Here is a 25,595-nt window from a genome sequence, read left to right on the forward strand (position 1 = left end):
CCCGCTCCAGAACCCCGCTCTAGAACACCGACTCCGCCTCGTCCATCCGGTCCTTCGGCACCGTCTTCAGCTCCGTGACCGCCTCCGCGAGCGGCACCATCTCGACGTCCGTGCCCCGCAGCGCCGTCATCCGCCCGAAGTCGCCCCGGTGGGCGGCTTCGACGGCGTGCCAGCCGAAGCGGGTGGCGAGCACGCGGTCGTACGCCGTCGGTGTGCCGCCGCGCTGGACGTGGCCGAGAATGACCGGCTTGGCCTCCTTGCCGAGCCGCCGCTCCAGTTCGTACGCGAGTGCCGTGCCGATGCCCTGGAAGCGCTCGTGGCCGAACTGGTCGATCTCGCCGTGGCCGTAGTCCATGGTGCCCTCGGCGGGGTGGGCGCCCTCGGCCACGCACAGCACCGCGAACTTCTTCCCGCGGGCGAAGCGCTCCTCGACCATCTTGACCAGGTCGCCGGGGTCGAAGGCCCGCTCGGGCAGGCAGATGCCGTGGGCGCCGGCGGCCATGCCGGACTCGAGCGCGATCCAGCCGGCGTGGCGGCCCATGACCTCGACGACCATGACGCGCTGGTGCGACTCGGCGGTGGTCTTGAGGCGGTCCATCGCCTCGGTGGCGACGCCGACCGCGGTGTCGAAGCCGAAGGTGCGGTCGGTGGACGAGATGTCGTTGTCGATCGTCTTCGGTACGCCGACGACCGGCAGGCCGACGTCCGAGAGCATCCGGGCGGCCGTGAGCGTGCCCTCGCCGCCGATCGGGATGAGCGCGTCGATGCCGAACTCGCGCATCTCGTCCTGGGCTCCCTCGCAGGCCTCGCGCAGCCGGTCGCGCTGGAGGCGGGAGGAGCCGAGGATGGTGCCGCCGCGGGCGAGGATGCCGCTGACCGCGTCCAGGTCGAGATTGCGGTAGCGGCCGTCGAGCAGTCCCGCGTAGCCGTCCTCGAAGCCGATCACCTCGTCGCCGTAGTGGGCGACGGCTCGGTGCACGACCGACCGGATCACTGCGTTCAGCCCCGGGCAGTCGCCGCCTGCGGTGAGAACTCCGATACGCATCGTGCTGTTTCTCCTGCTCGCTGCTTGGTACGTAAGGGCTGTCGGTACTTGTGAACTGCCGTCTTGTGAGCTGTCGTGAACTGTCGGTACGTGTGAGCCGGTCCGATTGTTTCACGGGGGACCTGAGCGCCTCTCGACCACCGGTCCCCGCAGCCATGTCCCCTCGCGACGAGTCGGGTGCCTTAACCATGCCCAGAGGTATTGTCAAGGGGGCACGCACGGGCCCCACGATAGCGGCTGTTTTTGACCAGTGAGGAAACGGAGAGCACGCGTGACGCGCAGCGTGTACGTGACCGGGATCGACCGGGGCGACGGTCGCCAGGTCGTCGAGCTGGGAGTCATGGAACTCCTGACCCGCCAGGTCGACCGTGTGGGCGTGTTCCGCCCGCTCATCCATGACGATCCCGACCGTCTCTTCGAGCTGCTGCGGGCCCGCTACCGGCTCGCGCAGGATCCGGCGACGGTCTACGGCATGGACTACCACGAGGCGTCCACGCTCCAGGCCGAGCAGGGCACCGACGAGCTGGTCTCGCAGCTGGTGGACCGCTTCCATCGGGTGGCGCGCGAGTACGACGTGGTTCTCGTCCTGGGCACCGACTACGCGGACACGCAGTTCCCGGACGAGCTGTCCCTCAACGCCCGGCTGGCGAACGAGTTCGGCGCCTCGGTCATCCCCGTCGTGGGCGGCCGTGAGCAGACCGCGGAGTCGGTGCAGGCGGAGACCCGCAACGCGTTCAGGGCGTACGACCATCTGGGCTGTGACGTCCTCGCGATGGTGGTGAACCGGGTGGCCCCGCTGGACCGTGCGGAGATCCACGCGGGCCTCGACTCCCGCCTCCCGGTGCCCTGTTACGTGCTGCCGGACGAGCCCGCACTGTCCGCGCCGACGGTCGCCCAGATCACCCACGCGCTCGGCGGCAAGGTCCTGCTCGGCGACGACTCGGGGCTCGCGCGCGACGCCCTGAACTTCGTGTTCGGCGGCGCGATGCTGCCGAACTTCCTCGGCGCCCTGACCCCGGGCTGCCTGGTCGTCACTCCCGGCGACCGCGCCGACCTCGTCGTCGGCGCCCTCGCCGCGCACAGCGCCGGCACCCCGCCCATCGCGGGCGTCCTGCTCACCCTGGACGAGCGCCCCAGCAACGACGTCCTCACGCTGGCCGCCCGGCTCGCCCCCGGCACCCCGGTCGTCTCGGTGGCCGGCAACAGCTTCCCGACGGCGGCCGAACTCTTCGGCATGGAAGGCAAGTTGAACGCGGCGACGCCCCGTAAGGCAGAGACCGCCCTCGGCCTCTTCGAGCGGTACGTCGACACCGGCGGCCTCCTCAGCCGGGTCTCGGCCCCGAGCAGCGACCGCGTCACGCCGATGATGTTCGAGCACAAGCTCCTGGAGCAGGCCCGCTCGGACAAGCGTCGCGTCGTGCTGCCCGAGGGCACCGAGGAGCGAGTACTGCACGCCGCCGAGGTGCTGCTGCGGCGCGGTGTCTGCGAGCTGACGCTGCTCGGCCCGGTGGACCAGATCCGCAAGAAGGCCGCGGACCTCGGCATCGACCTCGTCAAGGCCCAGCTCATCGACCCGACGACCTCCGAGCTGCGCGAGCGTTTCGCCGAGAAGTACGCCGCGCTCCGCGCCCACAGAGGCGTGTCCATGGAGCTGGCGTACGACGTGGTCTCGGACGTGAACTACTTCGGCACCCTGATGGTCGAGGAGGGGCTGGCCGACGGGATGGTGTCGGGGTCCGTGCACTCCACGGCGGCGACGATCCGCCCGGCCTTCGAGATCATCAAGACCAAGCCGGACGCTTCGATCGTGTCGTCCGTCTTCTTCATGTGCCTGGCCGACAAGGTCCTGGTGTACGGGGACTGCGCGGTCAATCCCGATCCGAACGCCGAGCAGTTGGCCGACATCGCGGTTCAATCGGCCGCCACCGCCCGGCAGTTCGGTGTCGAGCCGCGGATCGCGATGCTCTCGTACTCGACCGGGACGTCCGGCTCGGGCGCGGACGTGGACAAGGTGCGCCGGGCCACCGAGCTGGTCCGCGCGAGCAGCGACGATCTGAAGATCGAGGGCCCGATACAGTACGACGCCGCCGTGGAGCCGTCGGTCGCGGCGACCAAGCTGCCGGGTTCCGAGGTCGCCGGGCAGGCCACCGTGCTGATCTTCCCGGACCTCAACACCGGCAACAACACGTACAAGGCCGTGCAGCGTTCGGCGGGCGCGATCGCCGTCGGTCCGGTCCTGCAGGGCCTGCGCAAGCCGGTCAACGACCTGTCCCGCGGCGCGCTCGTCGGGGACATCGTGAACACCGTCGCCATCACGGCGATCCAGGCCCAGGCCCAGACCCCATCACCCTTGACCCAGAAGGCTTCCGCCCTGTGACCTCCCACCCGTCGCCCACCACCGCCCTACCCGACGAGCTGCGCTCGGCCCCCTCGTCTCGCGTCCTCGTCCTCAACTCCGGCTCCTCGTCGGTGAAGTACCAGCTGCTCGACATGCGTGACAGCAGCCGTCTGGCGGTGGGCCTCGTCGAGCGCATCGGCGAGGAGATGTCCCGGCTCAGGCACACCCCGCTCGCCACGGGCGGCGCCTCCCGCGAGTGGACCGGCCCCATCGCCGACCACGAGGCCGCCCTGAAGGCCGTCGCCGAGGAGCTGGCCAAGGACGGACTCGGCCTGGACTCCCCCGAGTTGGCGGCGATCGGTCACCGGGTCGTCCACGGCGGCCAGCAGTTCACGGAGCCGACGGTCATCGACGAGCGGGTCCTCACGGAGATCGAGCGGCTGATCCCGGTGGCACCCCTGCACAACCCGGCCAACCTGACGGGCATTCGTACGGCACAGGCACTGCGCCCGGACCTTCCGCAGGTGGCCGTCTTCGACACGGCGTTCCACACGACGATGCCGGAGTCCGCGGCCCGCTACGCGATCGACGTCGAGACCGCCGACGAGCACCGCATCCGCCGTTACGGCTTCCACGGCACCTCGCACGCGTATGTCTCGCGCGCGACGGCCCGGCTCCTCGGCAAGGATCCGTCCGAGGTGAACGTCATCGTGCTGCATCTGGGCAACGGAGCCTCGGCTTCGGCTGTCCGGGCGGGCAAGTGCGTGGACACGTCGATGGGGCTGACGCCTTTGGAGGGGCTGGTGATGGGTACGCGATCCGGAGACCTGGATCCGGCGGTCATCTTCCATTTGGCACGTGTTGGCGGGTTGTCCATGGACGAGATCGACACTTTGCTGAACAAGAAGAGCGGCCTGATCGGCCTGTGCGGCGACAACGACATGCGGGAGATCCGTCGCCGCGTCGACGAAGGGGACGAGCGGGCGCGGCTCGCCTTCGACATCTACATACACCGCCTGAGGAAATACATCGGCGCCTATTACGCGGTGCTCGGCCGGGTGGACGCGGTCGCCTTCACTGCGGGGGTCGGTGAGAACGCGGCCCCGGTGCGTGAGGCTGCGGTCGCGGGCCTGGAGGGGCTGGGCCTGGCGGTCGACGCCGAGCGCAACTCCGTACGGTCCGACGAGCCGCGACTGGTCTCGCCGGAGGGTGCGCGGGTCGCGGTGGCCGTCGTCCCGACCGACGAGGAACTGGAGATCGCCACCCAGACGTACGCACTTGTGGGCGGCCCCGAGGCGCCCGTGGGCGGCTCTTCTCAGGCCCTCAACTGAGCGGCATTCCGCCCCTTTGTAGCTTCCACCAGACGGAATATTCCGTACTGAAACAAACCGATAGGATCGCCCCCATGCGCCGTTCCAAAATCGTCTGCACACTGGGCCCAGCCGTCGACTCCCATGAGCAGCTTGTGTCGCTCATCGAGGCCGGTATGAACGTGGCCCGCTTCAACTTCAGCCATGGCACGCACGCCGAGCACCAGGGGCGGTACGACCGTGTCCGGGCCGCCGCCGAGGAGACGGGCCGCGCGATCGGCGTACTGGCCGACCTCCAGGGCCCGAAGATCCGGCTGGAGACCTTCGCCGAGGGGCCCGTCGAACTGGAGCGCGGTGACGAGTTCACCATCACCACCGAGGACGTACCGGGCGACAAGTCGGTCTGCGGCACGACCTACAAGGGCCTGCCGGGCGATGTCGCCAAGGGCGACCAGGTCCTGATCAACGACGGCAATGTCGAGCTGAAGGTCGTCGAGGTCGAGGGCCCGCGGGTCCGTACGGTCGTCATCGAGGGCGGCGTGATCTCGGACCACAAGGGCATCAACCTGCCCGGCACGGCCGTGAACGTGCCCGCGCTGTCCGAGAAGGACGTCGAGGATCTGCGCTTCGCGCTGCGCATGGGCTGCGACCTGGTCGCGCTGTCCTTCGTGCGGGACGCCGACGACGTGAACGACGTACACAAGATCATGGACGAGGAGGGCCGCCGGGTCCCCGTCATCGCCAAGGTGGAGAAGCCGCAGGCGGTGGAGAACATGGAGGCCGTCGTGGCGGCCTTCGACGGCGTCATGGTCGCGCGCGGCGACCTGGCCGTCGAGTACCCCCTCGAGAAGGTCCCGATGGTGCAGAAGCGCCTCGTGGAGCTGTGCCGCCGCAACGCCAAGCCGGTGATCGTCGCGACTCAGATGATGGAGTCGATGATCACCAACTCCCGTCCCACGCGCGCCGAGGCCTCCGATGTGGCCAACGCGATCCTGGACGGCGCGGACGCGGTCATGCTGTCCGCCGAGTCGAGTGTGGGCGCGTTCCCGATCGAGACCGTGAAGACGATGTCGAAGATCGTCCAGGCCGCCGAGGAGGAGCTGCTCTCCAAGGGCCTGCAGCCGCTCGTACCGGGCAAGAAGCCGCGTACGCAAGGCGGTTCGGTGGCCCGTGCCGCGTGTGAGATCGCAGACTTCCTCGGCAGCAGGGGCCTGGTGGCCTTCACCCAGTCCGGCGACACCGCCCGCCGGCTGTCCCGCTATCGCGCGGTCCAGCCGATCCTGGCCTTCACCCCGGACGAGTCCACTCGCAACCAGCTCACGCTGAGCTGGGGCGTCGAGCCCCACGTCGTGCCGCTGGTGAGCAGCACCGACGAAATGGTCGACCTGGTCGACCAGGAGATGGTCAGGCTGAAGCGGTTCAACGACGGCGACACGGTGATCATCACCGCCGGCTCGCCTCCCGGCGTGCCCGGCACCACGAACATGGTGCGGGTGCACCACCTGGGCGGCTGATCCGCTCCCGGTCTGATACGCCACTGAGGGCGCCCCCCGCCGCGCAGGGGGCGCCCTCTGGGGGTCCCTCCCAGGCCCTTAAGGCACTGGGGGGAGTGCGCGGCTCCCGGACCAGCCCTGAAGGACTACCCGAGCGGCGTGCTGTACTGCTGCAGGCCGGGGACGGTCAGTGTTCCGCCGAACTGAGCGGCCTGCACGACTTTCACATTGGTGAAGTAGATCAGCGGGATGTTCAGCGGCGGCGGGTGCTTCGGGTCGAACGTGACCGGGATCAGACCGAGCAGGTTGCCGGAGATGCTCTCCGTGTACATGACCGTCTTGCCGTCACGGATGGTGGACGTAGTTCCCTTGCCCGCCTGCACGTGGTGCTTGGCGCCGGCATCCTTGTCGTCGACGGTCTGGTGCAGATCACCGATGTCGGTGCCGTCAGAGATCACGTACTTGAGGACCTCCTTGACCGTGCCGTTGGCGGTCTTCACCTTGACGACGCCCTGGTAGTCGGCGCCCTTGAGCAGCAGCGAGCTGGCCTCCAGCTGCCAGGGGTCGTCGGCCAGGGCCGGGATGCCCTGCTCGACACCGCCCTCGTCGTCCGTGGCGGCCGGGCAGTCCTCCGGGTCCGTGGTGGAGCTCGCGGACGGGCTGGGGGACGGGGACGCGGTGGCCTCGTCGGCTGCTTCCTCCGCCTTCTCCGTGGTGTCCTCGGCGGTCTCCTCGGCCTTCTCGGCCGCGTCGTCCGCCGTGTCCGTGACGTCCTTGGCGGCGTCCTCGACCGTGTCGGTCGCCTTGTCCGCGGCGTCCCCAGCAGCGTCCTCGGCCTTCTCGGCCTCGTCCTCCGCCTTGTCCTCGTTCGCCGACGGGGAGGGAGTGGGCGACGGGCTGGCAGCCGCCTCCTCTTCCTCCTTCTCCTTGTCGTCGGGCGTGAAGAGGTCCTCCAGTGCCTTGCCGAGGCCCAGCGGGTCGAGCGGGTGATTGCTTTCGGACGGGGAAGGAGACGGCGCCGGCTCCTCGTCGGCCGGCTCCTCGGGAGCCGGGTCGGCGGGCTCGGGCTCGGTCTCGGTCTTGTCGTCGGAACCTGAATCCGACGAAGAGCCGTTGTCCGCGGAGTTGTCGCCCGAGGAGTTGTCGCCCGAAGCGTCCTCACCCGAGGAGCCCTGCTCCTCCTTGTCGTCCTTGTCGTCGGACGCGGGGCCGCTCGTCGAGGCGGAGGGCGAGGGCGACGCCGACGCGTCCTTGCCCTCCTCGGTCTCCTCCTCCAGCGCGTCGACGCACTCCTTGTACTCGTCGATCGTCAGGTTGTTCGCCGACGGCTTGTCGTCGGCCCGGGCGAGCGTCGGCGTGAGACCCATGCCCATGAGGATCGCGGTCGGCATCGACGCGATGGCCACCGCCTTGCCCGCGGGCATCTGCAGCCTCGTCAACAAGGGCTTCTTGGGGGCTGCATGCCGCGGCCCGGTTCTCGCCCGGGGCACTCCCGAGCCCACGCGGTGGACCTCCTCAGGCACTGTGCCTCCCGTTCGCCCCGTTGCTCGGGCTCGTTCCTGACAGATCGTTCGGCTCGCTCGCCCCGCCCGCCGCCATGGCTCCGGGGGCGCCTCCTTCGTCCGTACGGTCCGTCTTGGCCGTGTCTGTCTTGGCCGGCCCCGCCGCGGACTCCTCGCCGGGTGCCCAGGACACGGCCATCGCCCCGCCGAACAGCGCCAGCAGGAAGCCGACGAGGAAGCCCCCGAGGTTCGCCACCGGAATGGACACCAGCGCCAGCAGGATCGCCGCCACACCGGCGAAGACCCGTACATGCTTCTGGAACCACAGACTGATGCCGAGCACGATCAGCAGCACGCCGATGATCAGGGAACCCGCACCCGCGGTGGTGGCCATCGCCAGGGTCAGGTGACCGATCTGGAGATTCGCGTACGGGAAGTACATGATCGGAAGCCCACCGAGCAGGATGAACAGCCCGGCCCAGAACGGCCGGGTGCCCCTCCAAGCGCGGAACCGCAGCCGCTTGTCGGTGAACTGGCTGCGCGTGGCTGGAGTCTCGGCGCTCATGGAAAACAGCTCCCTGGAACGGCATTGCTGTGAGAGTGAAAGCTGGGTGTGGGGGGTGGCGACTGTACGGACCGGGTGGCGTCGGACGGACATCAATCACGACATCCGACGGATCTGCAGACTGACTTCAAAGACGAGAAGGAGGTGTGACGGGCGGGGCAGCGGGACTCCCCACCCGTCACGGAGTGCCTAGTAGCACTCCTTGACGCCCGCGGACAGCGACATCTTCAGCCCGCTCAGCTTGAAGGTTCCGGCAGTGGTCGCCCACGCCGTCTGCTTCACGTCCTTCAGCGTGACCGAGTCGGCCTGCTGCGCGAATCCGAACGGGTTCGCCTTGTCGCCCTTGGCAATGCCGGGACCCTTGTTGGCGTCTCCGGCGGCCACACCGATGTCGATGTTCTTGAACTCGGCATCGGCGCTCAGGTCGGCGACGTCGATGTACAGGTTCTCCGCCTCGACCGGCGTTTCACCGCCACCGGCCTTGAGGATGAGGCTGACATTGCCGAGCACCGGGATGTTCGGCGTGACAACGGACTGGCACAGGTCCTTAATCGTCGCCTGCTTGAACGCCGAGACCGCAACGGGGTGCGACGTCTTCTTGCCATCGAGGGTGTACCCCGAGTCGATGGCGCCGTACTGCGAAAAGCCCGTGCCGTCAAGCTGCTTGGTCGTCACCTTGAACGACTGGCCCGACACGCTGAACGACGCGGCAAGAGCGCTGTTGGCCAGGGCCATGCCTATCGCGGCCGTCGCGGCCACGCTGGGCACCATGACAACCGCGAACCGCTTCCATCTGGTCCCGCCACGCACCTGGGACTCCATATTTCCTCCTTCTCGGACGTACATCTCCGGCCCTGACTGCCCCCGGTCGGCGGCTCAGTCGGGCAGGGATGGGAGAAGTGCTACGTCCTCGGGAAGGAGAGCGCCCGTACTCAGAGGCGCGAAGGGCGCCCCAACACAAGCGATCACCCCCGAGCGACAACCACTGGTCGCGCCTGAACACTTCACGCACAACCTGCCGGACAGGCTCCGCTCGAAAGCAGAGACCCCCCTGTCCAAGGAGTGGCGCCACTGCCGCCGCTCCTACTCGGTGGGGACCCAGGAAAACCCGTTGACCCGATTGGCTGTCGGGGTGCGGGAATGGACCGAGCGTCGCCGATCGTGGTCCATTCACGCCGCCTTCCGCAAGGGGGTTCGTTACTGGCTAGTAACGGCCGGATAACCGAACAACGACCCCCCGGTATCGACCGACGACGGAGGGTGCCCCCGAGGTAGGCACCAAAACGATTGATCCTTGGACGGAATCCGACAGATCAACGCCCGCCTCTTACTCCAAGTAACAGCGGCCGCGTTTGCCAAGATTTGGCAAAGCGCGGCCGCAGGGTCGTTGAGTCGACAAATCTCTCACTCGAGTATCAGGGGTCACAGTGGTTGCACACTGGTCGCCCGGATGGATCAGGCTCGGTCAGAACAAGGCACGGGCCAGTGCTCTACGTGCGGCGGTCACCCGCGGATCGTCACTGCCGACCACCTCGAACAGCTCCAACAGCCGCACACGCGCGGCATCCCGGTCGTCACCGGCCGTACGCGCCACGGCGTCGACAAGCCGTCCGAACGCGTCCTCGACATGACCACCCACCAGATCCAGGTCTGCTGCGGCGATTTGAGCCTGTACGTCAGCCGGCTTGTCAGCGGCGTCCTTGCGCACCTGCTGCGGATCGACGTCCTGCACGCGCTGGAGCAACTCGGCCTGGGCAAGGCCCAGTTTGGCCTCCGTATTACCCGGGTCGTCACTCAGTACGTTCTTGTACGCCTGCACCGCACCGCCCAAGTCCCCCGCGTCCAGGGCCTGTACGGCGGCTTCGAGCAGCGCGTCGTACGGACCGGCCGGCACCTCGGGAGCCGCCTCGGCCTCACTGCCCGGCCCGGCCTCCGCGTCCGGGTCGACTGCCAGGCCGGTCAGGCCGAAGCGCTGCTCAGCGACCTGGATGAGCTGGTCGAGGGTGCCGCGGATCTGCGGCTCGGGGGCGGCACCCTGGAAGAGCGGCAGGGCCTGGCCGGCCACCACCGCGAAAACAGCCGGAATTCCCTGGATCCCGAACTGCTGCATCAACATCTGATTCGCATCGACGTCGATCTTGGCGAGGACGAACCGGCCGTTGTACTCGGCGGCGAGCCGCTCCAGGAGCGGGCTCAGCTGCTTGCACGGCTCGCACCACTCGGCCCAGAAGTCGATGACGACGGGCACCTCGGTGGAGCGCTGCAGGACGTCCCGCTCAAAACCCGCCTCGTCTACGTCGATGACAAGGCTCGCGGCGGAGACGGCACCCCCGCCGCCCTGCTTCGCTGTTTCGGCGCGCGCCTGCTCCGCCTTCGCCTTGGCCTCCTGGGCCGCCTTCACCGCGGCGAGGTCGACGACTCCGCTCATGGACATGTTCCGTGGCTGCATGCGTCTATCCTCCCCCCTCCGCGCGCGTACCGGAAAAGCACGGTGAAAGCCGGGCCTGCCGCGTGGCGTCCGACGCCGGGTCCCCACCTGGCGTCTGCGTGGTTGTCGCTGTGGTCGTCGCTCGTACGCAGGCTTTCGCTACGAGCCGTAGCGTAACTGGCCCGGGAACCGCCGCGGGACCATCTCCCGGTGACCTCCCTCACCCAGCTTTCCCCCACCGCGCCCCAGGAACCCCCGGATATGGTCAACGGATGCAGAGCCGCACTTCCGCCCCACGCGCCACAGGGGGCCGCCCCCGCAGCGCCACCGCGGACGCGGCGATCCTGGAGGCGACGCGCGAGGCCCTGGTGGAACTCGGCTGGTCCAAGCTGACGCTCGGCGATGTGGCGACGCGTGCGGGCGTCGCCAAGACGACCCTCTACCGCCGCTGGGCCGGCAAGAACGAACTGGTCGTCGACGCGGTGTCGGAGCTCTTCGACGAGTTGGAAATCCCCGACCGCGGCAGCCTCGCGGCGGATGTCGAGGGCGTGGTGCTCCAGTTCGCAGCGATCCTGACGCGACCGGAGGCGAAGAGCGGCCTGATGGCCGTCCTCGCGGAGTCGACTCGCGACGACGCCCTGCGCGCACGCATCCGCACGTCGATCGTCGACCGGCAGAAGCACCTGGTCCTGGAGGGCCGGGCCCGCGCCCAGCAGCGCGGGGAGCTGCCGGAGGAGACCGACCCCGAAGCCGCAGCCCGCACCGCGGACCTCATCTTCGACGTGATCGCGGGCGCGGTGGTGCACCGCACCTTGGTCAGCGCGGAACCGGCGGACGAGGAGTGGGTGCGCAGCTTCACCCGGATCCTGCTCCTAGGCCTGGCAACGGCAGGCGAGGACCGGGTCCGGACACGATCGGGGACCTGATCCGCGTCGGGCGACGCGGTAGGTCAGTCACCGATGAAGTACAGGTATCCGCTCCTCCGGTACACCCAGTCCGCGCTTTCCCGTAGCCGCTTCAGAAGCGGCGTCAGCTCCGCGTCGGACAACTCATCGATCTCCCGCACCAGCTGATAGGCCTGCCGGTAGTTGAAGAGCGTGTCGCGGTACTCGCTCACTCCCCACCGCACGGTGGTATCCGGCGCCATACAGAGGAACCTGAAGAGGGTCTGCTCCTCGTCGTCGACGAACACCGACTCGATGCCCCTGCCTCCGTTCAGCACGCGCACCGCTATGCCCATATCTCGCCCCTCCCAGCCGTCGGCCCGCCCCTGTGCTCCGCATTATTCAGGGCACGCGCCCAACGCGTCCCGGTCACGTCCGTCACTGTGCCGTCAACCGAAGTGGGCCCGCGGGCGGTGGAGTTGCTGATGCGGAAGCTGGACGGGAAGGACGTACCGGAGGCGACGTTGCCGGCGCCGAGGATGACGGAGAGGAGGGGGAGTACGGCGCGGCGGGCGGTTGCGTGAACAGTGGCTGATCGTGGGCTGGGTGGAGGTCTGGTGTGCTGTACTTGGATGCAGAGAAGGCACCGTCTGGGCCGTCGATACTTTGCTCAGGCGGATGCCCCGGCTCACCAGGAGCCTGTCGGATGTCCCCAGTCCGTGTGGGGACATCCGGCTAGCTGCTGAGCCACCAGAGAAGGTGGGCCCCACTCAGAGCGCCAACTCCGAGCAGGGCCCCGGCTCAACAGGAGCGTGTCGGATGTCCCCAGGAACCGTGGGGACATCCGGCTACCTGCTGAGCCACCAGAGCAGCCACCTCCTCGCGTGCTTCGCCGCACGCTCCGGCAAGAGCCGGATCAGCCGCATGACGAGAGTCGGTTTCTGCTCCTCGTGACAGCCCATGTGGGGGCGTCCTCCCTTCGACGTGAGGCGGCCAGTCACGGTCCCGGGACCGCTCTCGTCGGGCCGGGCCCCGAAGAGGAGGGGCCCGGAGTGAAGGGAGGACGCGCCCATCGGGCGCGTCGCGGCTGAAGTCTACCGGCCGAACTCACCGGCTGTGACGGATACTTCACCATCAGTGCGCGGCGTTCAGGCGGACAACGACGACGGCCCGCACCTTTACAAAGAGGTGCGGGCCGAAGTCAGGCCAACGGGCCTACGTGTCGACGAGGTAATTGCGGACAGCACCGTCGGCGCTAGAACCCCGCCGGTTCCGTATACACCCCCCACTCCTCCCGGAGGGCGTCGCAGATCTCCCCCAGCGTCGCCTCCGCCCGCACCGCGTCCAGCATCGGCTCGATCATGTTCGAGCCGTCCCGCGCGGCCGCGAGCATCGCGTCGAGCGCGGACCGTACGGCGGCTGCGTCCCGGCCCGACCGGCGGTCGGCGAGCACCCGCACCTGCTCCCGCTCCACCTCATGACTGACCCGCAGAATCTCCAGGTCACCGGTCACAGAGCCGTGGTGGACGTTCACCCCCACCACCCGCTTGTCCCCCTTCTCCAGAGCCTGCTGGTACTGGAAGGCGGACTCGGCGATCTCGCCGGTGAACCAGCCATCCTCGATGCCCCGCAGAATGCCGGAGGTGATGGGCCCGATGGGGTGCTGCCCGTCCGAGTGGGCCCTGAGCCCGCGCTCCCTGATCTGCTCGAAGATCTTCTCGGCTTCCGCCTCGATCCGGTCCGTCAACTGCTCGACAAACCACGAACCGCCAAGCGGATCCGCCACATTGGCGACCCCGGTCTCCTCCATCAGCACCTGCTGCGTACGAAGAGCGATCTCGGCCGCCTGCTCGGACGGCAGCGCCAGGGTCTCGTCCAGCGCGTTGGTGTGCAGCGAGTTGGTCCCACCCAGCACGGCCGCGAGCGCCTCGACCGCCGTACGCACCACGTTGTTGTACGGCTGCTGCGCCGTCAGCGAGACACCGGCGGTCTGCGTGTGGAAGCGCAGCCACTGCGCCTTCTCGGACCTCGCGCCGTACACCTCCCGCATCCAGCGGGCCCAGATCCGCCGCGCCGCACGGAACTTGGCGATCTCCTCGAAGAAGTCGAGATGCGCGTCGAAGAAGAAGGACAGGCCGGGTGCGAAGACATCCACGTCCAGGCCGCGGGACAGGCCCAGTTCCACGTAACCGAAGCCGTCGGCAAGCGTGTACGCCAGCTCCTGCGCGGCCGTCGAGCCGGCCTCGCGGATGTGGTAGCCGGAGACGGACAGCGGCTTGTACGCGGGGATCTTCGACGCGCAGTGCTCCATCAGGTCACCGATGAGGCGGAGATGGGGCTCCGGCTGGAAGAGCCACTCCTTCTGCGCGATGTACTCCTTGAAGATGTCCGTCTGGAGCGTGCCGTTCAGGACGGACGGGTCCACACCCTGGCGCTCGGCGGCGACCAGATACATGCAGAAGACCGGCACGGCGGGCCCGCTGATCGTCATCGACGTCGTGACATCACCCAGCGGGATGTCCTTGAACAGGACCCCCATGTCCGCGGCGGAGTCGATCGCGACCCCGCAGTGCCCGACCTCACCGAGCGAGCGCGGGTCGTCGGAGTCGCGCCCCATGAGCGTGGGCATGTCGAAGGCCACGGACAGCCCGCCGCCGCCGTTGCGGAGGATCGACTTGTAGCGCTCGTTGGTCTGCTCGGCGTTCCCGAACCCGGCGAACTGCCGGATGGTCCACGTCCGCCCTCGGTAGCCGGTCGCGTAGAGCCCGCGCGTGAAGGGGTACTCCCCCGGCCAGCCGATCCGCTCGAACCCGTCGTACGTGTCTCCGGGCCGCGGCCCGTACACCGGCTCCACAGGATCGCCGGAAAGCGTCGTGAAGTCGGCCTCACGCTTGCGTGAAGCGTCGTACCGGGCCTGCCAGCGTCGGCGGCCCTCTTCGATGGCGTCAGCGTCCATACCTTCGAATTTACTAGGACGTCCTAGTAAATGTCGATGGCAGACCGCCACGGACTACTCCATGGCGGTGAGGGGTTACGCCTTTGCGACCGCGGCCGGGTCGTCCACGACCTTGGCCTCCAGCTCGTGCGTGACCTTGCGTTCCACGAAGAAGGCGGCCGTCGGAACCGTGCCCGCGAGCAGCACCCACAGCAGCTTGGGTACCGGCCACTTCGCCTTGGAGCCCAGGTCGAAGGCGAAGATCAGGTAGACGACGTACAGCCAGCCGTGCGCGATACTGACCACGCGCGTGAAGTCCGCGGCGCCGTCCACGTCGAGCACGTACTTGCCGACCATCCCGAGGGTCAGCAGGACCAGCAGCACACCGGTGACGTAGGCCATGACGCGGTAGCGGGTCAGCACGCTTTTTTTCATGAGTACGAGCGTAACCGGGGGTTTCGTGCGATCTTCGGGCGCCCCCGGGCCCCGTACGCCCCGGTTCTACTCCTCCGCGAAGTCCTGCGCGGCGATGCGCAGGGGCCGCAGCATCGCGAAGATCTCCGCGCACTCCTCCGCGTCGTACACCCCGAGCCCGAAGTCCATCGCCATCAGGTCGCGGGTGGCCGCCTCCACGACCTCGCGGCCCTTGTCGGTGATGGAGGCGAGCGTGCCCCGCCCGTCGTTGGGATTGGGCCGCTTGTCCACCAGGCCCGACCTGACCAGCCGGTCGACGGTGTTCGTCACCGACGTCGGGTGCACCATCAGCCGCTCGCCGATCTTGGACATCGGCAGTTCGCCGGCTTTGGAGAAGTTGAGCAGCACCAGCGCCTCGTAGCGCGCGAACGTCAGGCCGTACGGCTTGACGACCGCGTCGACCTCGGCCAGCAGGATCTGGTGCGCGCGCATGATCGAGGTGATCGCGGCCATGGACGGCACGGACCCCCAGCGCTGCTTCCAGAGTTCGTCGGCGCGGGCGATGGGATCGAAAGGAAGACTGAGCGGCTTCGGCACGGCAAAGACCCTACCGGCCGGTCATATCGTGGTCAGCCCCGTCTCGCGCTTCGGTCCCCGACTTCTGCCGTACGTCCCGTACGCCGCACCTCCAGCACCAGGAGTACGCAGCAGACGGTCCCGAACACCCCGACTGAGCCCACGACCGTGCTGACCGACCAGAACTCGGCCGCGACCCCGGCCAGCGCCATCCCCACGCCCTGGATCGTCATAAGACCGGCCGTGTGCACGGTCATGGCCCGCCCGCGCAGTTCCTCGGGAACGGCGTCCACGAACCAGCGGTCGAGACCGAGGGTGTACGCGCCCGCCGACCCGGCGAGGAGCAGCGCGAGCAGGATCCAGCCGAGGCCCGGGTGGAGCGGATAGACGAGGAGCGGCAGCAGCCCGCCGGCGGCGAGGGGCAGCACGATCCGGGAGCGGGCCGCGGGCGACAGGGCGGTGCCGGCGTACAGCTCCCCCGCGATCGTGCCGACCGGCATCGCGCACATCAGCAGACCGACCCAGGCCGCGCCGACCCCGATCTCGTCCGCGTACGCGGCGGCCAGCGCCTCGGGTGCGACGACGAACATCGGCGGCGCCCACAGGAGCATCAGCAGCGCCCGGATGCGGCGGTCGCCGAGGACTTCGCGGGTGCCGGCGAGCGAGTACCGCACGAGCGATCCGCCTCCGGCGCGCGCGGGCCTGCGCCGGGTCCCGAAGCGCAGGAGGAGCGCCGAAGCCAGGAAGGTGCCCAGCGTGATGGCGAGCGCCCCGCGCGGCGACACGAAGGTGAGCAGGACTCCGCCGAGTCCGAAGCCCACGAGTACGGCGCTCTGCGACACCATCCGCAACAGCGAGCGCCCGAGCACGAACAGGTCGCCGTCCCCGAGGATCTCGGTCAGCGTGGCCATCCGCGTCCCGTTGAACACCGGCGATACGGCCGCGATGACACACCGCAGGGCGAGCAGCGCGGCCACCGGCGTCGACGGCAGCGCCATCAGTGCCGCGCACCCGGCACACACCAGATCGCACCCCACGAGCACCCGCCGCGCGGGAAACCGGTCCGCGACCCCGGCCAGGAGCGTCCCGCCCACGAGATACGGCAGGAACCCCAGCGCGAAGGCCAGCGCGCTGAGCAGCGGCGACCCCGTCAGCCCGTACACGAGCACGGTCAGCGCGATCTCGCTGACGACGACGCCGAGTAGGGAGAGGGCGTGGGCGGCGAAGACGGCACGGAACTCGCGTACGGCGAAGACGGCTCCGTAACCGGTGGTGTCAGGTGGTACAGGCAGCGTCGTTGTGCCCTTCTCTTGCACGCCTTGCAGCTCTTCCGGCATGGGCAGCAGCGTGCACGCGCCCATGCCGGCCGCCGTAGAGTTTCGGCACCAGCCGAATCTTTGGGGAGGGGTGGGATGCCGTTCCGTCTGCACTTCGGCGAGGACGACCTTCTGCGGTGCCGCTTCGCGGTGTCCCCGCTGTGGGAGACGCAGGAAGCGGTACGCACGCTCAACCGGCCCGAGCGGCACGGCTACCACGCGCGCTGGCTGCGCCGCATCCGTACGGCTGCCGTCGGGCTCGACCTCGCGCCGCTGTGGCTGCTGATGCCCCGGCGCGGGCACACCCCCGACTGGCTCGGGCCGCCGCCGATCGGCCCGGCGGCCCCGTTCGAGGAGGAGATCGCGGCGGTCCGCGCCGCCGAACCGCGGGCGGCCCGCGAGGACACGGCGCGGGCGCTCGCGGACACACCGGGAGCCGCCCAATCCCCGCTCGGGCGCGCCCTGTTGAGGGATCCCGTCCGTATGATCCAGCGGCTGGCCGACCTGCTGGAGGCGGCCTGGCACACCCTCGTCGAGCCGGACTGGCCCCGGCTGCGCGCCCTGCTGGAAGCCGACGTCACCTTCCATTCGCGCCGCCTCGCCGAAGTGGGCCTCGGCGGGCTGCTGCCCGAGCTGGACCGGCGGTTCACCTGGGACGCGGGGACGTTGACGGTGGAGTGGAAGGGCGAGCACGTACGCGAACTCGGCGGCCAGGGGCTGGTGTTGATGCCGAGTGTCTTCTCCTGGCCGGACGTGGTGAGCGGCTTCGACCCGCCGTGGCAGCCGACGCTGGTCTATCCGGCGCGCGGCATCGGCGGCCTGTGGGCCGAGCCGACCGACCGTACCCCCGACGCCCTCGTACGCCTCCTCGGCCGCGGCCGGGCCACGGTGCTGACCGCGCTCGACGAACCCGCCACCACGACAGCCCTCGCCCACCGCCTCGGCCTCGCGCCCTCCTCCGTCTCCGCACACCTGTCGGCGCTGCGGGACGCGGGCCTGCTCGTCTCGCGCCGGTACGGGCACCAGGTGCTGTACGAGCGGACGCCGCTGGGCATGGCCCTGGCGTCGGGCGGCTGAAGCCGGCCGGGGGTCCGGAGGGCCGGCCCCTGAAACCGGGGTCCGGGGCGGAGCCCCGAGGGGCGTCCAGGGGCGAAGCCCCCGGGGACGCCCGAGTCAGGAAAGGTGCCGCTCCACCGTTTCCACCTTCGACGTCAGGCCGTCCGTCACGCCGGGGCGGATGTCCGCCTTGAGGACGAGGGAGACGCGCGGTACGCGCTCCTCGACCACCGCGACGGCGCGCCTGACGACGTCCATGACCTCATCCCACTCGCCCTCGACGGACGTGAACATCGCGTCGGTACGGTTCGGCAACCCCGACTCACGCACGACACGGACCGCGTCGGCCACGTACTCGCCCACGTCCTCGCCGACGCCCAGCGGCGTCACGGAGAAGGCGACGATCATGCGCTGACGGTCCCTTCCTTGCGGGCGCGCGCCGCGATCACCGCGTCCTCCGCCTCGCGCTTGAGCTTGCGCTCGGCGAAGAAGCCGCCGGCCGGGAGGACGGAGAGGATGAAGTAGAGGGCCGAGGTCTTCAGGTCCCACTTGGTGCGGTTCCAGGCGTCGGCCCAGAAGAGCACGTACAGGATGAAGAGGACACCGTGGACCGCGCCCATCACGGGCACCGCGTTGAAGTCCGTGGTCCGCTTCAGCACCGAGCAGACGAGCAGCAGCAGGAACGAGATCGCCTCGGGGGCGGAGACCAGACGGAGGCGGCGGAGGGCGGAGGCGGTCTTGATGTCCACGAGTCACCTTCGGTGGGAGAGGTGGTTTGAGGGGCAACGCTTTGTGAACGTACGCACAAGCGGCCCCCATTGTGGCATCCGGCGCCGGTACGAACCGGCGCGGGGTGCCGAACCGCGTTCAGGTTTTCGACCATGGAACCCGCACACGTCCGCCAGCGGTGCGATCAGGGTGCGCTCAGGGTCGGATCATCCCGGAGGATCTGTCACCGGCCGCGCCCGAGGGCTACCTTCACACCGTGGCGATGTTCCGACTCCAGGGCAGCAAGGTGCTGGCCGTCGACATGACCGGCGACGCCGTGAAGGCGAAGAACGGCTCGATGGTGGCGTACGACGGGCAGATGGACTTCAAGAAGATGAGCGGCGGCGGGGAGGGGATACGGGGGATGGTGACCCGGCGCCTCACCGGCGAGCAGATGACGCTGATGGAGGTGAAGGGGCACGGGACCTGCTGGTTCGCGGACCGGGCCAGCGAGATCAATCTCGTGCGGTTGCAGGGGGACAAGCTGTACGTCGAGTCGAGCAATCTGCTCGCCACGGACGCGGGGCTGCGCACAGGCACGGAGTTCACGGGGATGCGTGGCGCCTCGCAGGGCAACGGCCTGTTCACGACGACCATCGAGGGCCACGGCCAGGCGGCGATCATGTCGGACGGGCCGGCGGTGGTGCTGCGGGTCAGTTCGCAGTACCCGCTGACGGTCGACCCGGGGGCGTACGTCGCGCACCAGGGCAATCTGCGGCAGTCGTTCCAGTCGGGTGTGACGTTCCGCACGTTCATGGGTGAGGGCGGTGGCGAGGCCTTCCAGATCCGCTTCGAGGGCGACGGGCTCGTGTACGTACAGCCCAGTGAGCGGAACACGATCGGAGGGGAGGTCTGATGCCCTTTCGGGAGGTCAACTCGAAGATGATCGAGGCCACGATCGCGCCGGGGCAGCGGCTGTTCAGCCAGCGCGGCGCGATGCTCGCGTACAGGGGCGAGGTCTCCTTCACCCCGAACATGCAGGGCGGCCAGGGCGGGGTCATGTCGATGATCGGCCGCCGGGTCGCGAACGAGGCGACGCCGCTGATGACCGTGGAGGGCTCCGGCACGGTCCTGTTCGGGCACGGCGGCCACCACATCGAGGTGATCAACCTCACAGGCGACACCTTGTATGTGGAGGCGGACCGGCTGCTGGCCTTCGACGGGACGCTGGAGCAGGGCACGATGTTCATGGGCTCGCAGGGCGGGGGCATGGGCATGGTGCGCGGGCAGGTCACCGGTCAGGGGCTGTTCACGACGACCCTCAGGGGCCACGGCGCGGTGGCCGTCATGGCGCACGGCGGGATCATCGAGGTGCCGATCACTCCGCAGCGCCCCGTTCACGTCGACCCGCAGGCGTACGTGGCGCATCACGGCGACGTACGCAACAAGCTGTCCACCGCGCTCGGCTGGCGCGACATGGTGGGCCGCGGCTCGGGCGAGGCGTTCCAGCTGGAGCTGAGCGGCAACGGCGCGGTGTTCGTGCAGGCCTCGGAGGAGAAGCTGTGACCGCCTACCCGGGTACGGGCCCCGTGATCCACGACCCGATGACCCTGCCGTCGGACGACAACGTCAACAACTACACCTTCTGCGTGGAGCTCAAGGGAAGCGAGTGGTTCCTGCAGAAGGGCAAGATGATCGCCTACTACGGCTCGATGGAGTTCAACGGCATCGGACACGGCCGCCTCGACCGTCTGGTGCGTACGTCGTTCCATTCGCCGTTGCACGCGAGCGACTGGGTGGTGGCCTCCGGCTCGGGCAAGATGCTGCTCGCCGACCGGGCCTTCGACGTGAATTCGTACGATCTGGACGAGGGCAACCTGACCATTCGCTCAGGCAACCTCCTTGCTTTTCAGCCAAGTCTCGCGCTCAAGCAGTCGATCGTGCCGGGCTTTCTGACGCTCATCGGGACGGGCAAGTTCGTGGCCGCCTCGAACGGTCCGGTGGTGTTCATGGAGCCGCCGATCCGGGTCGATCCGCAGGCCCTGGTCGGCTGGGCCGACTGCCCCTCGCCGTGTCACCACTACGACCACGGGTACATGACGGGCCTGATGGGCGGTCTACGTGCGCTTACGGGCGTGGGCGGGGCCTCCGGAGAGGAGCATCAGTTCGAGTTCGTGGGCGCCGGGACGGTGCTGTTGCAGTCCAGCGAGACGCTGATGGCCGAGCAGGCCACGGGAGCGACTCCGCACGAGCCGGGCGTGCCCGGTGGTGGCGGGGTACCCGGTGGCCGTGGACCACAGTCCGGATCACCGCGCCTTCCCGGACAGCTGGGAGATCTCCAGCGTCGCTTCGGGCTGTGAGCGGTAGTCTGCGGAGTGTGACATCGAACGCGTGCGCACCTGTCACAACAACAAAACCCTCACCAGTTCGCCTTTCAACATCTTAGGTAGAATCCATTCATGGAGACCGAAACGGCCACGCCCTGGCTGACCGATGCGGAGCAGTGCGCCTGGCGCACCCACCTGGAGGTCAACAGGCTGTTGACGTACCAGCTCGAAAGGGACCTCCAGCCGTTCGGCCTGACAATGAACGACTACGAGATCCTGGTGAACCTCTCGGAATCGGAGAGCCACCGGATGCGAATGAGCGATCTCGCGTCCGCCACCCTCCAGTCCAAGAGCCGCCTCTCGCACCAGATCACGCGCATGGAGAACGCGGACCTGGTCCGACGGGAGAACTGCGAGTCCGACCGCCGTGGGCTGTACGCCGTGCTCACGGACCACGGCATGGACACGATGAAGAAGGTCGCGCCACATCATGTGGCGTCTGTGCGGCGACACTTCATAGACCTCATCCCGCCGGAGGCACTGGAAGCGCTCCACAAGTCCCTGATGCCGATCGCGGGGCATCTGCGAGGACAGCGGGGACGCCCGTGACCTCAAAAGCCCCTTAGCTCAATGGCAGGCGGAGTTCGAAAAGAGCTCCGCCTGCTGGCGCCTCGTGGACGGTGAGTGATCCGCCGTGCCGTACGGCGACGTCGCGGGCGATGGCGAGGCCGAGTCCGGCTCCGCCGTCGTCACGGGCGCGGGCCTCGTCGAGGCGTACGAAGCGCTCGAAGACCCGCTCGCGTTCGGTGGCGGGCACGCCCTTGCCGTCGTCGGCGACCGCCAGCACCGCCTGCCCGCCTTCGCGCCGCACGGTCACCGTGACGGACGAGTTCGTGTGCCGCTGCGCGTTGTCCAGCAGGTTGCCCAGGACCCGCGCCAACTGCCCGCGGGAGCCGGCCACTTCGACGGGCTCGGCGTCGACGGTCACGGCGATCCGGTCACCGCCCCGCTGGGACACCTCCTCGCGCACGAACGCCGCCGCGTCGAACCGCGCGTCCGAGGGCCGCTCCCCCGCGTCAAGGCGAGCGAGCAGCAGCAGGTCGGCGGCCAGTCGCTGCAGCCGTACGGTGTCCTCGACGGCCCCCTCCACATCGAGCAACTCCGGGTGCGCAACGCCCACTTCGAGCTGGGTGCGCAGCGACGCGATGGGGCTGCGCAGCTCGTGCGAGGCGTCCGCGACGAACCTGCGCTGGCGCTCCACGGAGGCCTCGAGTGCGGCGAGCGTCTCATTGGTCGTACGTGCGAGGCGGGCGACCTCGTCGTGCGTGTCCGGTACGGGGACGCGCCGCGCGAGGTCCTCGGAGTGGGTGATGGCGTCCATCTCGCTGCGGATGCCCTCGACCGGACGCAGGGCCCGCCGGGTGACGAGATAGGTCACTCCGCTCACGGTCAGCAGCAGCACCGGCAGCCCGATCAGCATGGTCGTCAACGCCGTGTCGACGGCGCTCTCTTCGGCGTCCAGCGGGGCTCCCGCGTACACGGTGTACGTGACGTCCTTGGGCGTCGTCGCCTCGACCGCGACGAACCGGTAGTCCTCGGTGTCCCCGTCCACGGTGGCGCGGCCCGACCCTTTCGAAACGCCCTCGGAGATCTCCCCGACCTCGGGATCATGGTCGTCGTCGTCATCGGCCTGGCCGTCGTCCCCGTCCGCGTCCGTGTCCTGGCCCGCGCCGGAACCGCCCTGCGGCCGTACGGCCTCGACTCCCGTACCGGTGACCTGCTCCAGGTCCTCGCTGACGGCGACCAGCCGGCCGCCCTCCTCGACGATCTGCACCGGCCGCTCCTCGTCCGCGTCCGGCATCTCCACCTTCGCGTACGGGATGTCGGCGGCGAGCTCCGAGGCGACCTGCCGTGCCGCGCTGTCCGCCTGCGCGTCCGTCTGGTCGATGAGGTTGGAGCGCAGGGACAGCAGTACGGCCGCCCCCGCCGCGACCAGAGCGATGGCGACCACGACGGTCGCCGCGAGCGTGGCCCTGGCCCGTACGGATCCCAGGACGCGCCTCATCTCGCCTCCAGGCGGTAACCGGCGCCGCGTACGGTCCGGATCAGCGAGGCGCCGAGCTTGCGGCGCAGGGTGCTGATGTACACCTCGACGATGTTGGGGTCGCCCTCGTAGGCGAAGTCCCAGACGTGCTCCAGGATCTGGGCCTTGGAGACGACTTCGCCGGCGCGCACCACGAGCTGCTCCAGGACCGCGAACTCCTTGGCGGTGAGGCTGATTTCGTCCTCGCCTCGGAAGACTTGCTGGGCAGCGGTGTCGACCTTGAGCTCGCCGAGCACGTGCACGGGGGACGCGCCCGCGGACCCGCGCCGCCGGAGCAGCGCCTTCACGCGGGCCACCAGGACGACGTACGAGAACGGCTTGGTGAGGTAGTCGTCGGCGCCCGTGTCGAGGCCCTCGGCCTCGTCGTACTCGCCGTCCTTGGCGGTGAGCATGAGGATCGGCACGTCGTGACCGGCTGCGCGCAGGGCGGCGCATACCCGATACCCGTTCATGCCGGGCAGCATGATGTCGAGAATGACGAGGTCGTACGAGCCCTCGCCGACCTGGTGCAGTCCCTCCCGGCCGTCATGGACGACGTCCACGGCGAAGCCCTCGGCCGTCAGTCCCTTGGCGAGCGACAGGGCGAGCCGCTTTTCGTCTTCCACGATCAAGAATCGAAAGGGGCGGCGCGATGGGGGTCCCCCCAGGCGTTCAGCTCTGGGGGAGCCTCGAGTAGGGCGGTGGTGGGAGACGGGCGGGTGCATGTGGTCCAGCTTCGCAGGGTGAACCTGAAGCGGCTTTCAGGTGGTTTCAGGTTTGCTTCAGCGTCGATCGGCCAGATTGGTTCCCGTCGAAAGCAGACGAGGCAGACAAGCCAACTGCAACCGTCAACAACATCTGTTACTGGTTGCAACCAGTCGCATTCCGGAGGAATCCCATGCAGCGCAACGTCGTCATCGCCACCATCGCGGCCGTCGCCCTGATCGGCGGCGGCACCGCGACCGCCATCGTGGTCACGGGTGACGACGAGACGGTGGCAAAGAAGACCGCGGCGGTGTCGAACGACGACAACAACCGCGACGACGTCGACAACACCGACGACACGGCCCAGGACAGGGCCGAGGACCAGGCCGCCCGCGCCACGGACGAGGATGCCGGGGACAAGGCCGAGAACGCCGCCGACGTGATCAGGGCGGCGCTGAAGCACACGACTGGTACGGCGGTCTCGGCCGACCTGGACGACGAGGACGACGGCGGCCCGGCGGTCTGGGACGTCGACGTCCTCGCCAAGAACAGCACCTGGCACAGCATCCAGATCGACCCGGACACCGGCAAGGTCCTCGGCTCGCACGTCGAGCACGAGGACGACACCGCGCAGGTGCGCGCGGCCCTGAAGGGCACGTCGGTCTCCGCGGAGGAGGCTGCGAAGGCCGCCGCCGCGAAGGGCACGGTCACGTCCGTCGGCCTGGACGAGGACGGCCCGTCCCAGACCTGGGACGCGGAGACGCGCGCCACGGGCGGTACGGAGCGCGAGTGGAACGTTGACCTCAAGACGGCCCAGGTCACGGCGGACAAGTCCTCCGACCAGGGCTCCGCCGACGATGACGCGGACGACGACGGCTCGGACGGCTGAGCGCTCGGGGCGCGCGGGGGTTTGTTTCGCCCCCGCTGCCCCCTCAGCCCTCCGTAAGCCCCGCCACCAGCTCGTCCGCCGCCCGGTACGGGTCGAGCTCACCCGCCACTATCCGTTCCGCGAGCGCGCTCAGGCGCCGGTCCCCGTGGAGGTCGCCGATGCGTTCGCGCAGGGTGGTGACCGCGATCGTTTCGACCTCGTGGGTGGCTCGGGCCAGGCGGCGTTCGGTGAGGACGCCTCGCTCTTCCATCCAGGCCCGGTGCTTTTCCAGGGCCTCTACGACCTCGTCGATGCCCTCGCCTCGGGCGGCCACCGTCTTGACGATCGGGGGGCGCCAGTCGCCCGGGGCGCGGGACTCGCCCAGGCCGAGCATGTGGTTCAGTTCGCGGGCCGTGGCGTCCGCGCCGTCGCGGTCGGCCTTGTTGACGACGTATACGTCACCGATCTCCAGGATGCCGGCCTTCGCCGCCTGGATTCCGTCGCCCATCCCGGGGGCGAGGAGCACGACCGACGTGTCCGCCTGCGAGGCGATCTCGACCTCCGACTGGCCCACGCCCACCGTCTCGACCAGGATCACGTCGCAGCCCGCCGCGTCCAGTACGCGGATGGCCTGGGGCGCCGCCCAGGCGAGTCCGCCGAGGTGGCCGCGGGTTGCCATGGAGCGGATGTAGACGCCGGAGTCGGAGGCGTGCTCCGACATCCGTACGCGGTCGCCGAGCAGCGCGCCGCCGGAGAACGGCGAGGACGGGTCGACGGCGAGGACGCCGACCCGCTTGCCCTGCCGCCGGTACGCGGTCACGAGCGCGGACGTGGACGTGGACTTGCCCACGCCCGGCGAACCCGTGATCCCGACGACATACGCGTTTCCGGCGAGCGGTGCCAGCGCCGCCATGACCTCGCGGAGCTGCTCGGACGCCCCTTCCACCAGGGAGATCAGCCGGGCCACGGCCCGCGGCCGGCCTTCCCTGGCCTGGGCCACCAGCGTGGGGACGTCCTGCATCACAGCTCCGATCTGAGTTAG

At 69.1% G+C, this 25,595-nt stretch carries 26 protein-coding genes; 11 read left to right on the plus strand and 15 right to left on the minus strand.

Annotated features, from left to right (window positions below):
- Positions 1-19: 19 nt before the first annotated feature.
- On the minus strand, positions 20-1,045 hold the full coding sequence (locus ACYVO6_RS04215; RefSeq protein WP_461057338.1) for an ATP-dependent 6-phosphofructokinase: 1,026 nt from the start codon (positions 1,043-1,045) through the stop codon (positions 20-22).
- Positions 1,046-1,316: 271 nt separating this feature from the next.
- Here ACYVO6_RS04215 and pta point away from each other — a divergent pair, with 271 nt between their 5' ends.
- The 3 genes from pta to pyk all read left to right on the plus strand — a co-directional run bounded on the left by pta (position 1,317) and on the right by pyk (position 6,207).
- Complete coding sequence (gene pta / locus ACYVO6_RS04220) at positions 1,317-3,422, plus strand: phosphate acetyltransferase (RefSeq protein ID WP_461057340.1); 2,106 nt, start codon at positions 1,317-1,319, stop codon at positions 3,420-3,422.
- The gene (locus ACYVO6_RS04225; protein WP_461057342.1) at positions 3,419-4,714 is read left to right on the plus strand and encodes an acetate kinase; all 1,296 of its coding nucleotides are present in this window, start codon (positions 3,419-3,421) and stop codon (positions 4,712-4,714) included. Before pta ends, ACYVO6_RS04225 begins: the two co-directional genes overlap by 4 nt.
- 74 nt (positions 4,715-4,788) lie before the next feature.
- Positions 4,789-6,207 carry a pyruvate kinase gene (gene pyk / locus ACYVO6_RS04230; RefSeq protein WP_461057344.1) on the plus strand — a complete coding sequence of 473 codons (1,419 nt, stop codon included), beginning with the start codon at positions 4,789-4,791 and terminating at the stop codon, positions 6,205-6,207.
- 125 nt (positions 6,208-6,332) lie between these two features.
- Here the strand turns inward: pyk and ACYVO6_RS04235 are convergent, their stop codons facing one another.
- The 4 genes from ACYVO6_RS04235 to ACYVO6_RS04250 all read right to left on the minus strand — a co-directional run bounded on the left by ACYVO6_RS04235 (position 6,333) and on the right by ACYVO6_RS04250 (position 10,702).
- On the minus strand, positions 6,333-7,610 hold the full coding sequence (locus ACYVO6_RS04235; protein WP_461057494.1) for a hypothetical protein: 1,278 nt from the start codon (positions 7,608-7,610) through the stop codon (positions 6,333-6,335).
- Between the two features lie 91 nt (positions 7,611-7,701).
- Positions 7,702-8,253 (minus strand): DUF6114 domain-containing protein, encoded by a 552-nt coding sequence (locus ACYVO6_RS04240; RefSeq protein ID WP_461057346.1) that lies wholly within the window; start codon positions 8,251-8,253, stop codon positions 7,702-7,704.
- A 189-nt stretch (positions 8,254-8,442) separates the two neighbouring features.
- Positions 8,443-9,075, minus strand: a complete 633-nt coding sequence (locus ACYVO6_RS04245) for a DUF6230 family protein (protein WP_461057348.1) — start codon at positions 9,073-9,075, stop codon at positions 8,443-8,445.
- Between the two features lie 643 nt (positions 9,076-9,718).
- Entirely contained in the window at positions 9,719-10,702 is a 984-nt protein-coding gene (locus ACYVO6_RS04250; protein ID WP_461057350.1) for a tetratricopeptide repeat protein, read from the minus strand.
- A 251-nt stretch (positions 10,703-10,953) separates the two neighbouring features.
- Here ACYVO6_RS04250 and ACYVO6_RS04255 point away from each other — a divergent pair, with 251 nt between their 5' ends.
- Positions 10,954-11,607 carry a TetR/AcrR family transcriptional regulator gene (locus tag ACYVO6_RS04255; protein WP_461057352.1) on the plus strand — a complete coding sequence of 218 codons (654 nt, stop codon included), beginning with the start codon at positions 10,954-10,956 and terminating at the stop codon, positions 11,605-11,607.
- Between the two features lie 23 nt (positions 11,608-11,630).
- On the opposite strand, the gene ACYVO6_RS04260 is transcribed toward ACYVO6_RS04255, so the two are convergent.
- Positions 11,631-11,921 carry a hypothetical protein gene (locus tag ACYVO6_RS04260; protein WP_461057354.1) on the minus strand — a complete coding sequence of 97 codons (291 nt, stop codon included), beginning with the start codon at positions 11,919-11,921 and terminating at the stop codon, positions 11,631-11,633.
- 463 nt (positions 11,922-12,384) lie between these two features.
- Here ACYVO6_RS04260 and ACYVO6_RS04265 point away from each other — a divergent pair, with 463 nt between their 5' ends.
- Entirely contained in the window at positions 12,385-12,519 is a 135-nt protein-coding gene (locus tag ACYVO6_RS04265; RefSeq protein ID WP_461057356.1) for a hypothetical protein, read from the plus strand.
- A 301-nt stretch (positions 12,520-12,820) separates the two neighbouring features.
- Here ACYVO6_RS04265 and ACYVO6_RS04270 read toward each other — a convergent pair whose 3' ends face one another.
- The 4 genes from ACYVO6_RS04270 to ACYVO6_RS04285 all read right to left on the minus strand — a co-directional run bounded on the left by ACYVO6_RS04270 (position 12,821) and on the right by ACYVO6_RS04285 (position 16,851).
- The gene (locus ACYVO6_RS04270; protein ID WP_461057358.1) at positions 12,821-14,521 is read right to left on the minus strand and encodes an acyl-CoA mutase large subunit family protein; all 1,701 of its coding nucleotides are present in this window, start codon (positions 14,519-14,521) and stop codon (positions 12,821-12,823) included.
- 75 nt (positions 14,522-14,596) lie between these two features.
- The gene (locus ACYVO6_RS04275) at positions 14,597-14,935 is read right to left on the minus strand and encodes a DUF3817 domain-containing protein (RefSeq protein ID WP_461057360.1); all 339 of its coding nucleotides are present in this window, start codon (positions 14,933-14,935) and stop codon (positions 14,597-14,599) included.
- A gap of 66 nt (positions 14,936-15,001) precedes the next feature.
- Positions 15,002-15,511 carry a MarR family winged helix-turn-helix transcriptional regulator gene (locus tag ACYVO6_RS04280; RefSeq protein ID WP_461057362.1) on the minus strand — a complete coding sequence of 170 codons (510 nt, stop codon included), beginning with the start codon at positions 15,509-15,511 and terminating at the stop codon, positions 15,002-15,004.
- Positions 15,512-15,543: 32 nt separating this feature from the next.
- Complete coding sequence (locus ACYVO6_RS04285) at positions 15,544-16,851, minus strand: MFS transporter (protein ID WP_461057364.1); 1,308 nt, start codon at positions 16,849-16,851, stop codon at positions 15,544-15,546.
- A gap of 51 nt (positions 16,852-16,902) precedes the next feature.
- Between ACYVO6_RS04285 and ACYVO6_RS04290 the strand changes: the two genes are divergently transcribed.
- Complete coding sequence (locus ACYVO6_RS04290) at positions 16,903-17,883, plus strand: ArsR/SmtB family transcription factor (protein WP_461057366.1); 981 nt, start codon at positions 16,903-16,905, stop codon at positions 17,881-17,883.
- A 96-nt stretch (positions 17,884-17,979) separates the two neighbouring features.
- Here the strand turns inward: ACYVO6_RS04290 and ACYVO6_RS04295 are convergent, their stop codons facing one another.
- Both ACYVO6_RS04295 and ACYVO6_RS04300 read right to left on the minus strand, forming a co-directional pair.
- Positions 17,980-18,270 (minus strand): MTH1187 family thiamine-binding protein, encoded by a 291-nt coding sequence (locus ACYVO6_RS04295; RefSeq protein WP_461057368.1) that lies wholly within the window; start codon positions 18,268-18,270, stop codon positions 17,980-17,982.
- A complete protein-coding gene (locus ACYVO6_RS04300; protein ID WP_461057370.1) occupies positions 18,267-18,611 on the minus strand; it encodes a DUF3817 domain-containing protein in 345 nt (114 codons plus the stop codon). Before ACYVO6_RS04300 ends, ACYVO6_RS04295 begins: the two co-directional genes overlap by 4 nt.
- A 242-nt stretch (positions 18,612-18,853) precedes the next feature.
- Between ACYVO6_RS04300 and ACYVO6_RS04305 the strand changes: the two genes are divergently transcribed.
- From ACYVO6_RS04305 to ACYVO6_RS04320, 4 genes are all read left to right on the plus strand, one after another.
- The gene (locus tag ACYVO6_RS04305) at positions 18,854-19,486 is read left to right on the plus strand and encodes an AIM24 family protein (protein WP_461057496.1); all 633 of its coding nucleotides are present in this window, start codon (positions 18,854-18,856) and stop codon (positions 19,484-19,486) included.
- Entirely contained in the window at positions 19,486-20,136 is a 651-nt protein-coding gene (locus tag ACYVO6_RS04310; protein WP_461057372.1) for an AIM24 family protein, read from the plus strand. Before ACYVO6_RS04305 ends, ACYVO6_RS04310 begins: the two co-directional genes overlap by 1 nt.
- On the plus strand, positions 20,133-20,930 hold the full coding sequence (locus ACYVO6_RS04315; RefSeq protein WP_461057375.1) for an AIM24 family protein: 798 nt from the start codon (positions 20,133-20,135) through the stop codon (positions 20,928-20,930). The genes ACYVO6_RS04310 and ACYVO6_RS04315 overlap by 4 nt, the downstream gene beginning before the upstream one ends.
- Before the next feature lie 99 nt (positions 20,931-21,029).
- A complete protein-coding gene (locus tag ACYVO6_RS04320) occupies positions 21,030-21,506 on the plus strand; it encodes a MarR family winged helix-turn-helix transcriptional regulator (RefSeq protein WP_461057376.1) in 477 nt (158 codons plus the stop codon).
- Positions 21,507-21,519: 13 nt separating this feature from the next.
- Here the strand turns inward: ACYVO6_RS04320 and ACYVO6_RS04325 are convergent, their stop codons facing one another.
- Together ACYVO6_RS04325 and ACYVO6_RS04330 are read right to left on the minus strand one after the other, a co-directional pair.
- Positions 21,520-22,962, minus strand: a complete 1,443-nt coding sequence (locus ACYVO6_RS04325; protein WP_461057378.1) for a sensor histidine kinase — start codon at positions 22,960-22,962, stop codon at positions 21,520-21,522.
- Positions 22,959-23,606 carry a response regulator transcription factor gene (locus ACYVO6_RS04330; RefSeq protein WP_461057380.1) on the minus strand — a complete coding sequence of 216 codons (648 nt, stop codon included), beginning with the start codon at positions 23,604-23,606 and terminating at the stop codon, positions 22,959-22,961. The genes ACYVO6_RS04325 and ACYVO6_RS04330 overlap by 4 nt, the downstream gene beginning before the upstream one ends.
- A 272-nt stretch (positions 23,607-23,878) precedes the next feature.
- On the opposite strand from ACYVO6_RS04330, the gene ACYVO6_RS04335 reads away from it, so the two are divergent.
- Positions 23,879-24,574: a PepSY domain-containing protein gene (locus ACYVO6_RS04335; protein WP_461057382.1), complete on the plus strand. Its 696-nt coding sequence runs from the start codon at positions 23,879-23,881 to the stop codon at positions 24,572-24,574.
- Positions 24,575-24,617: 43 nt separating this feature from the next.
- Here the strand turns inward: ACYVO6_RS04335 and meaB are convergent, their stop codons facing one another.
- Positions 24,618-25,574, minus strand: a complete 957-nt coding sequence (gene meaB, locus ACYVO6_RS04340; protein WP_461057384.1) for a methylmalonyl Co-A mutase-associated GTPase MeaB — start codon at positions 25,572-25,574, stop codon at positions 24,618-24,620.
- Positions 25,575-25,595 lie beyond the last annotated feature (21 nt).

This window comes from Streptomyces pseudoechinosporeus (assembly GCF_054783935.1).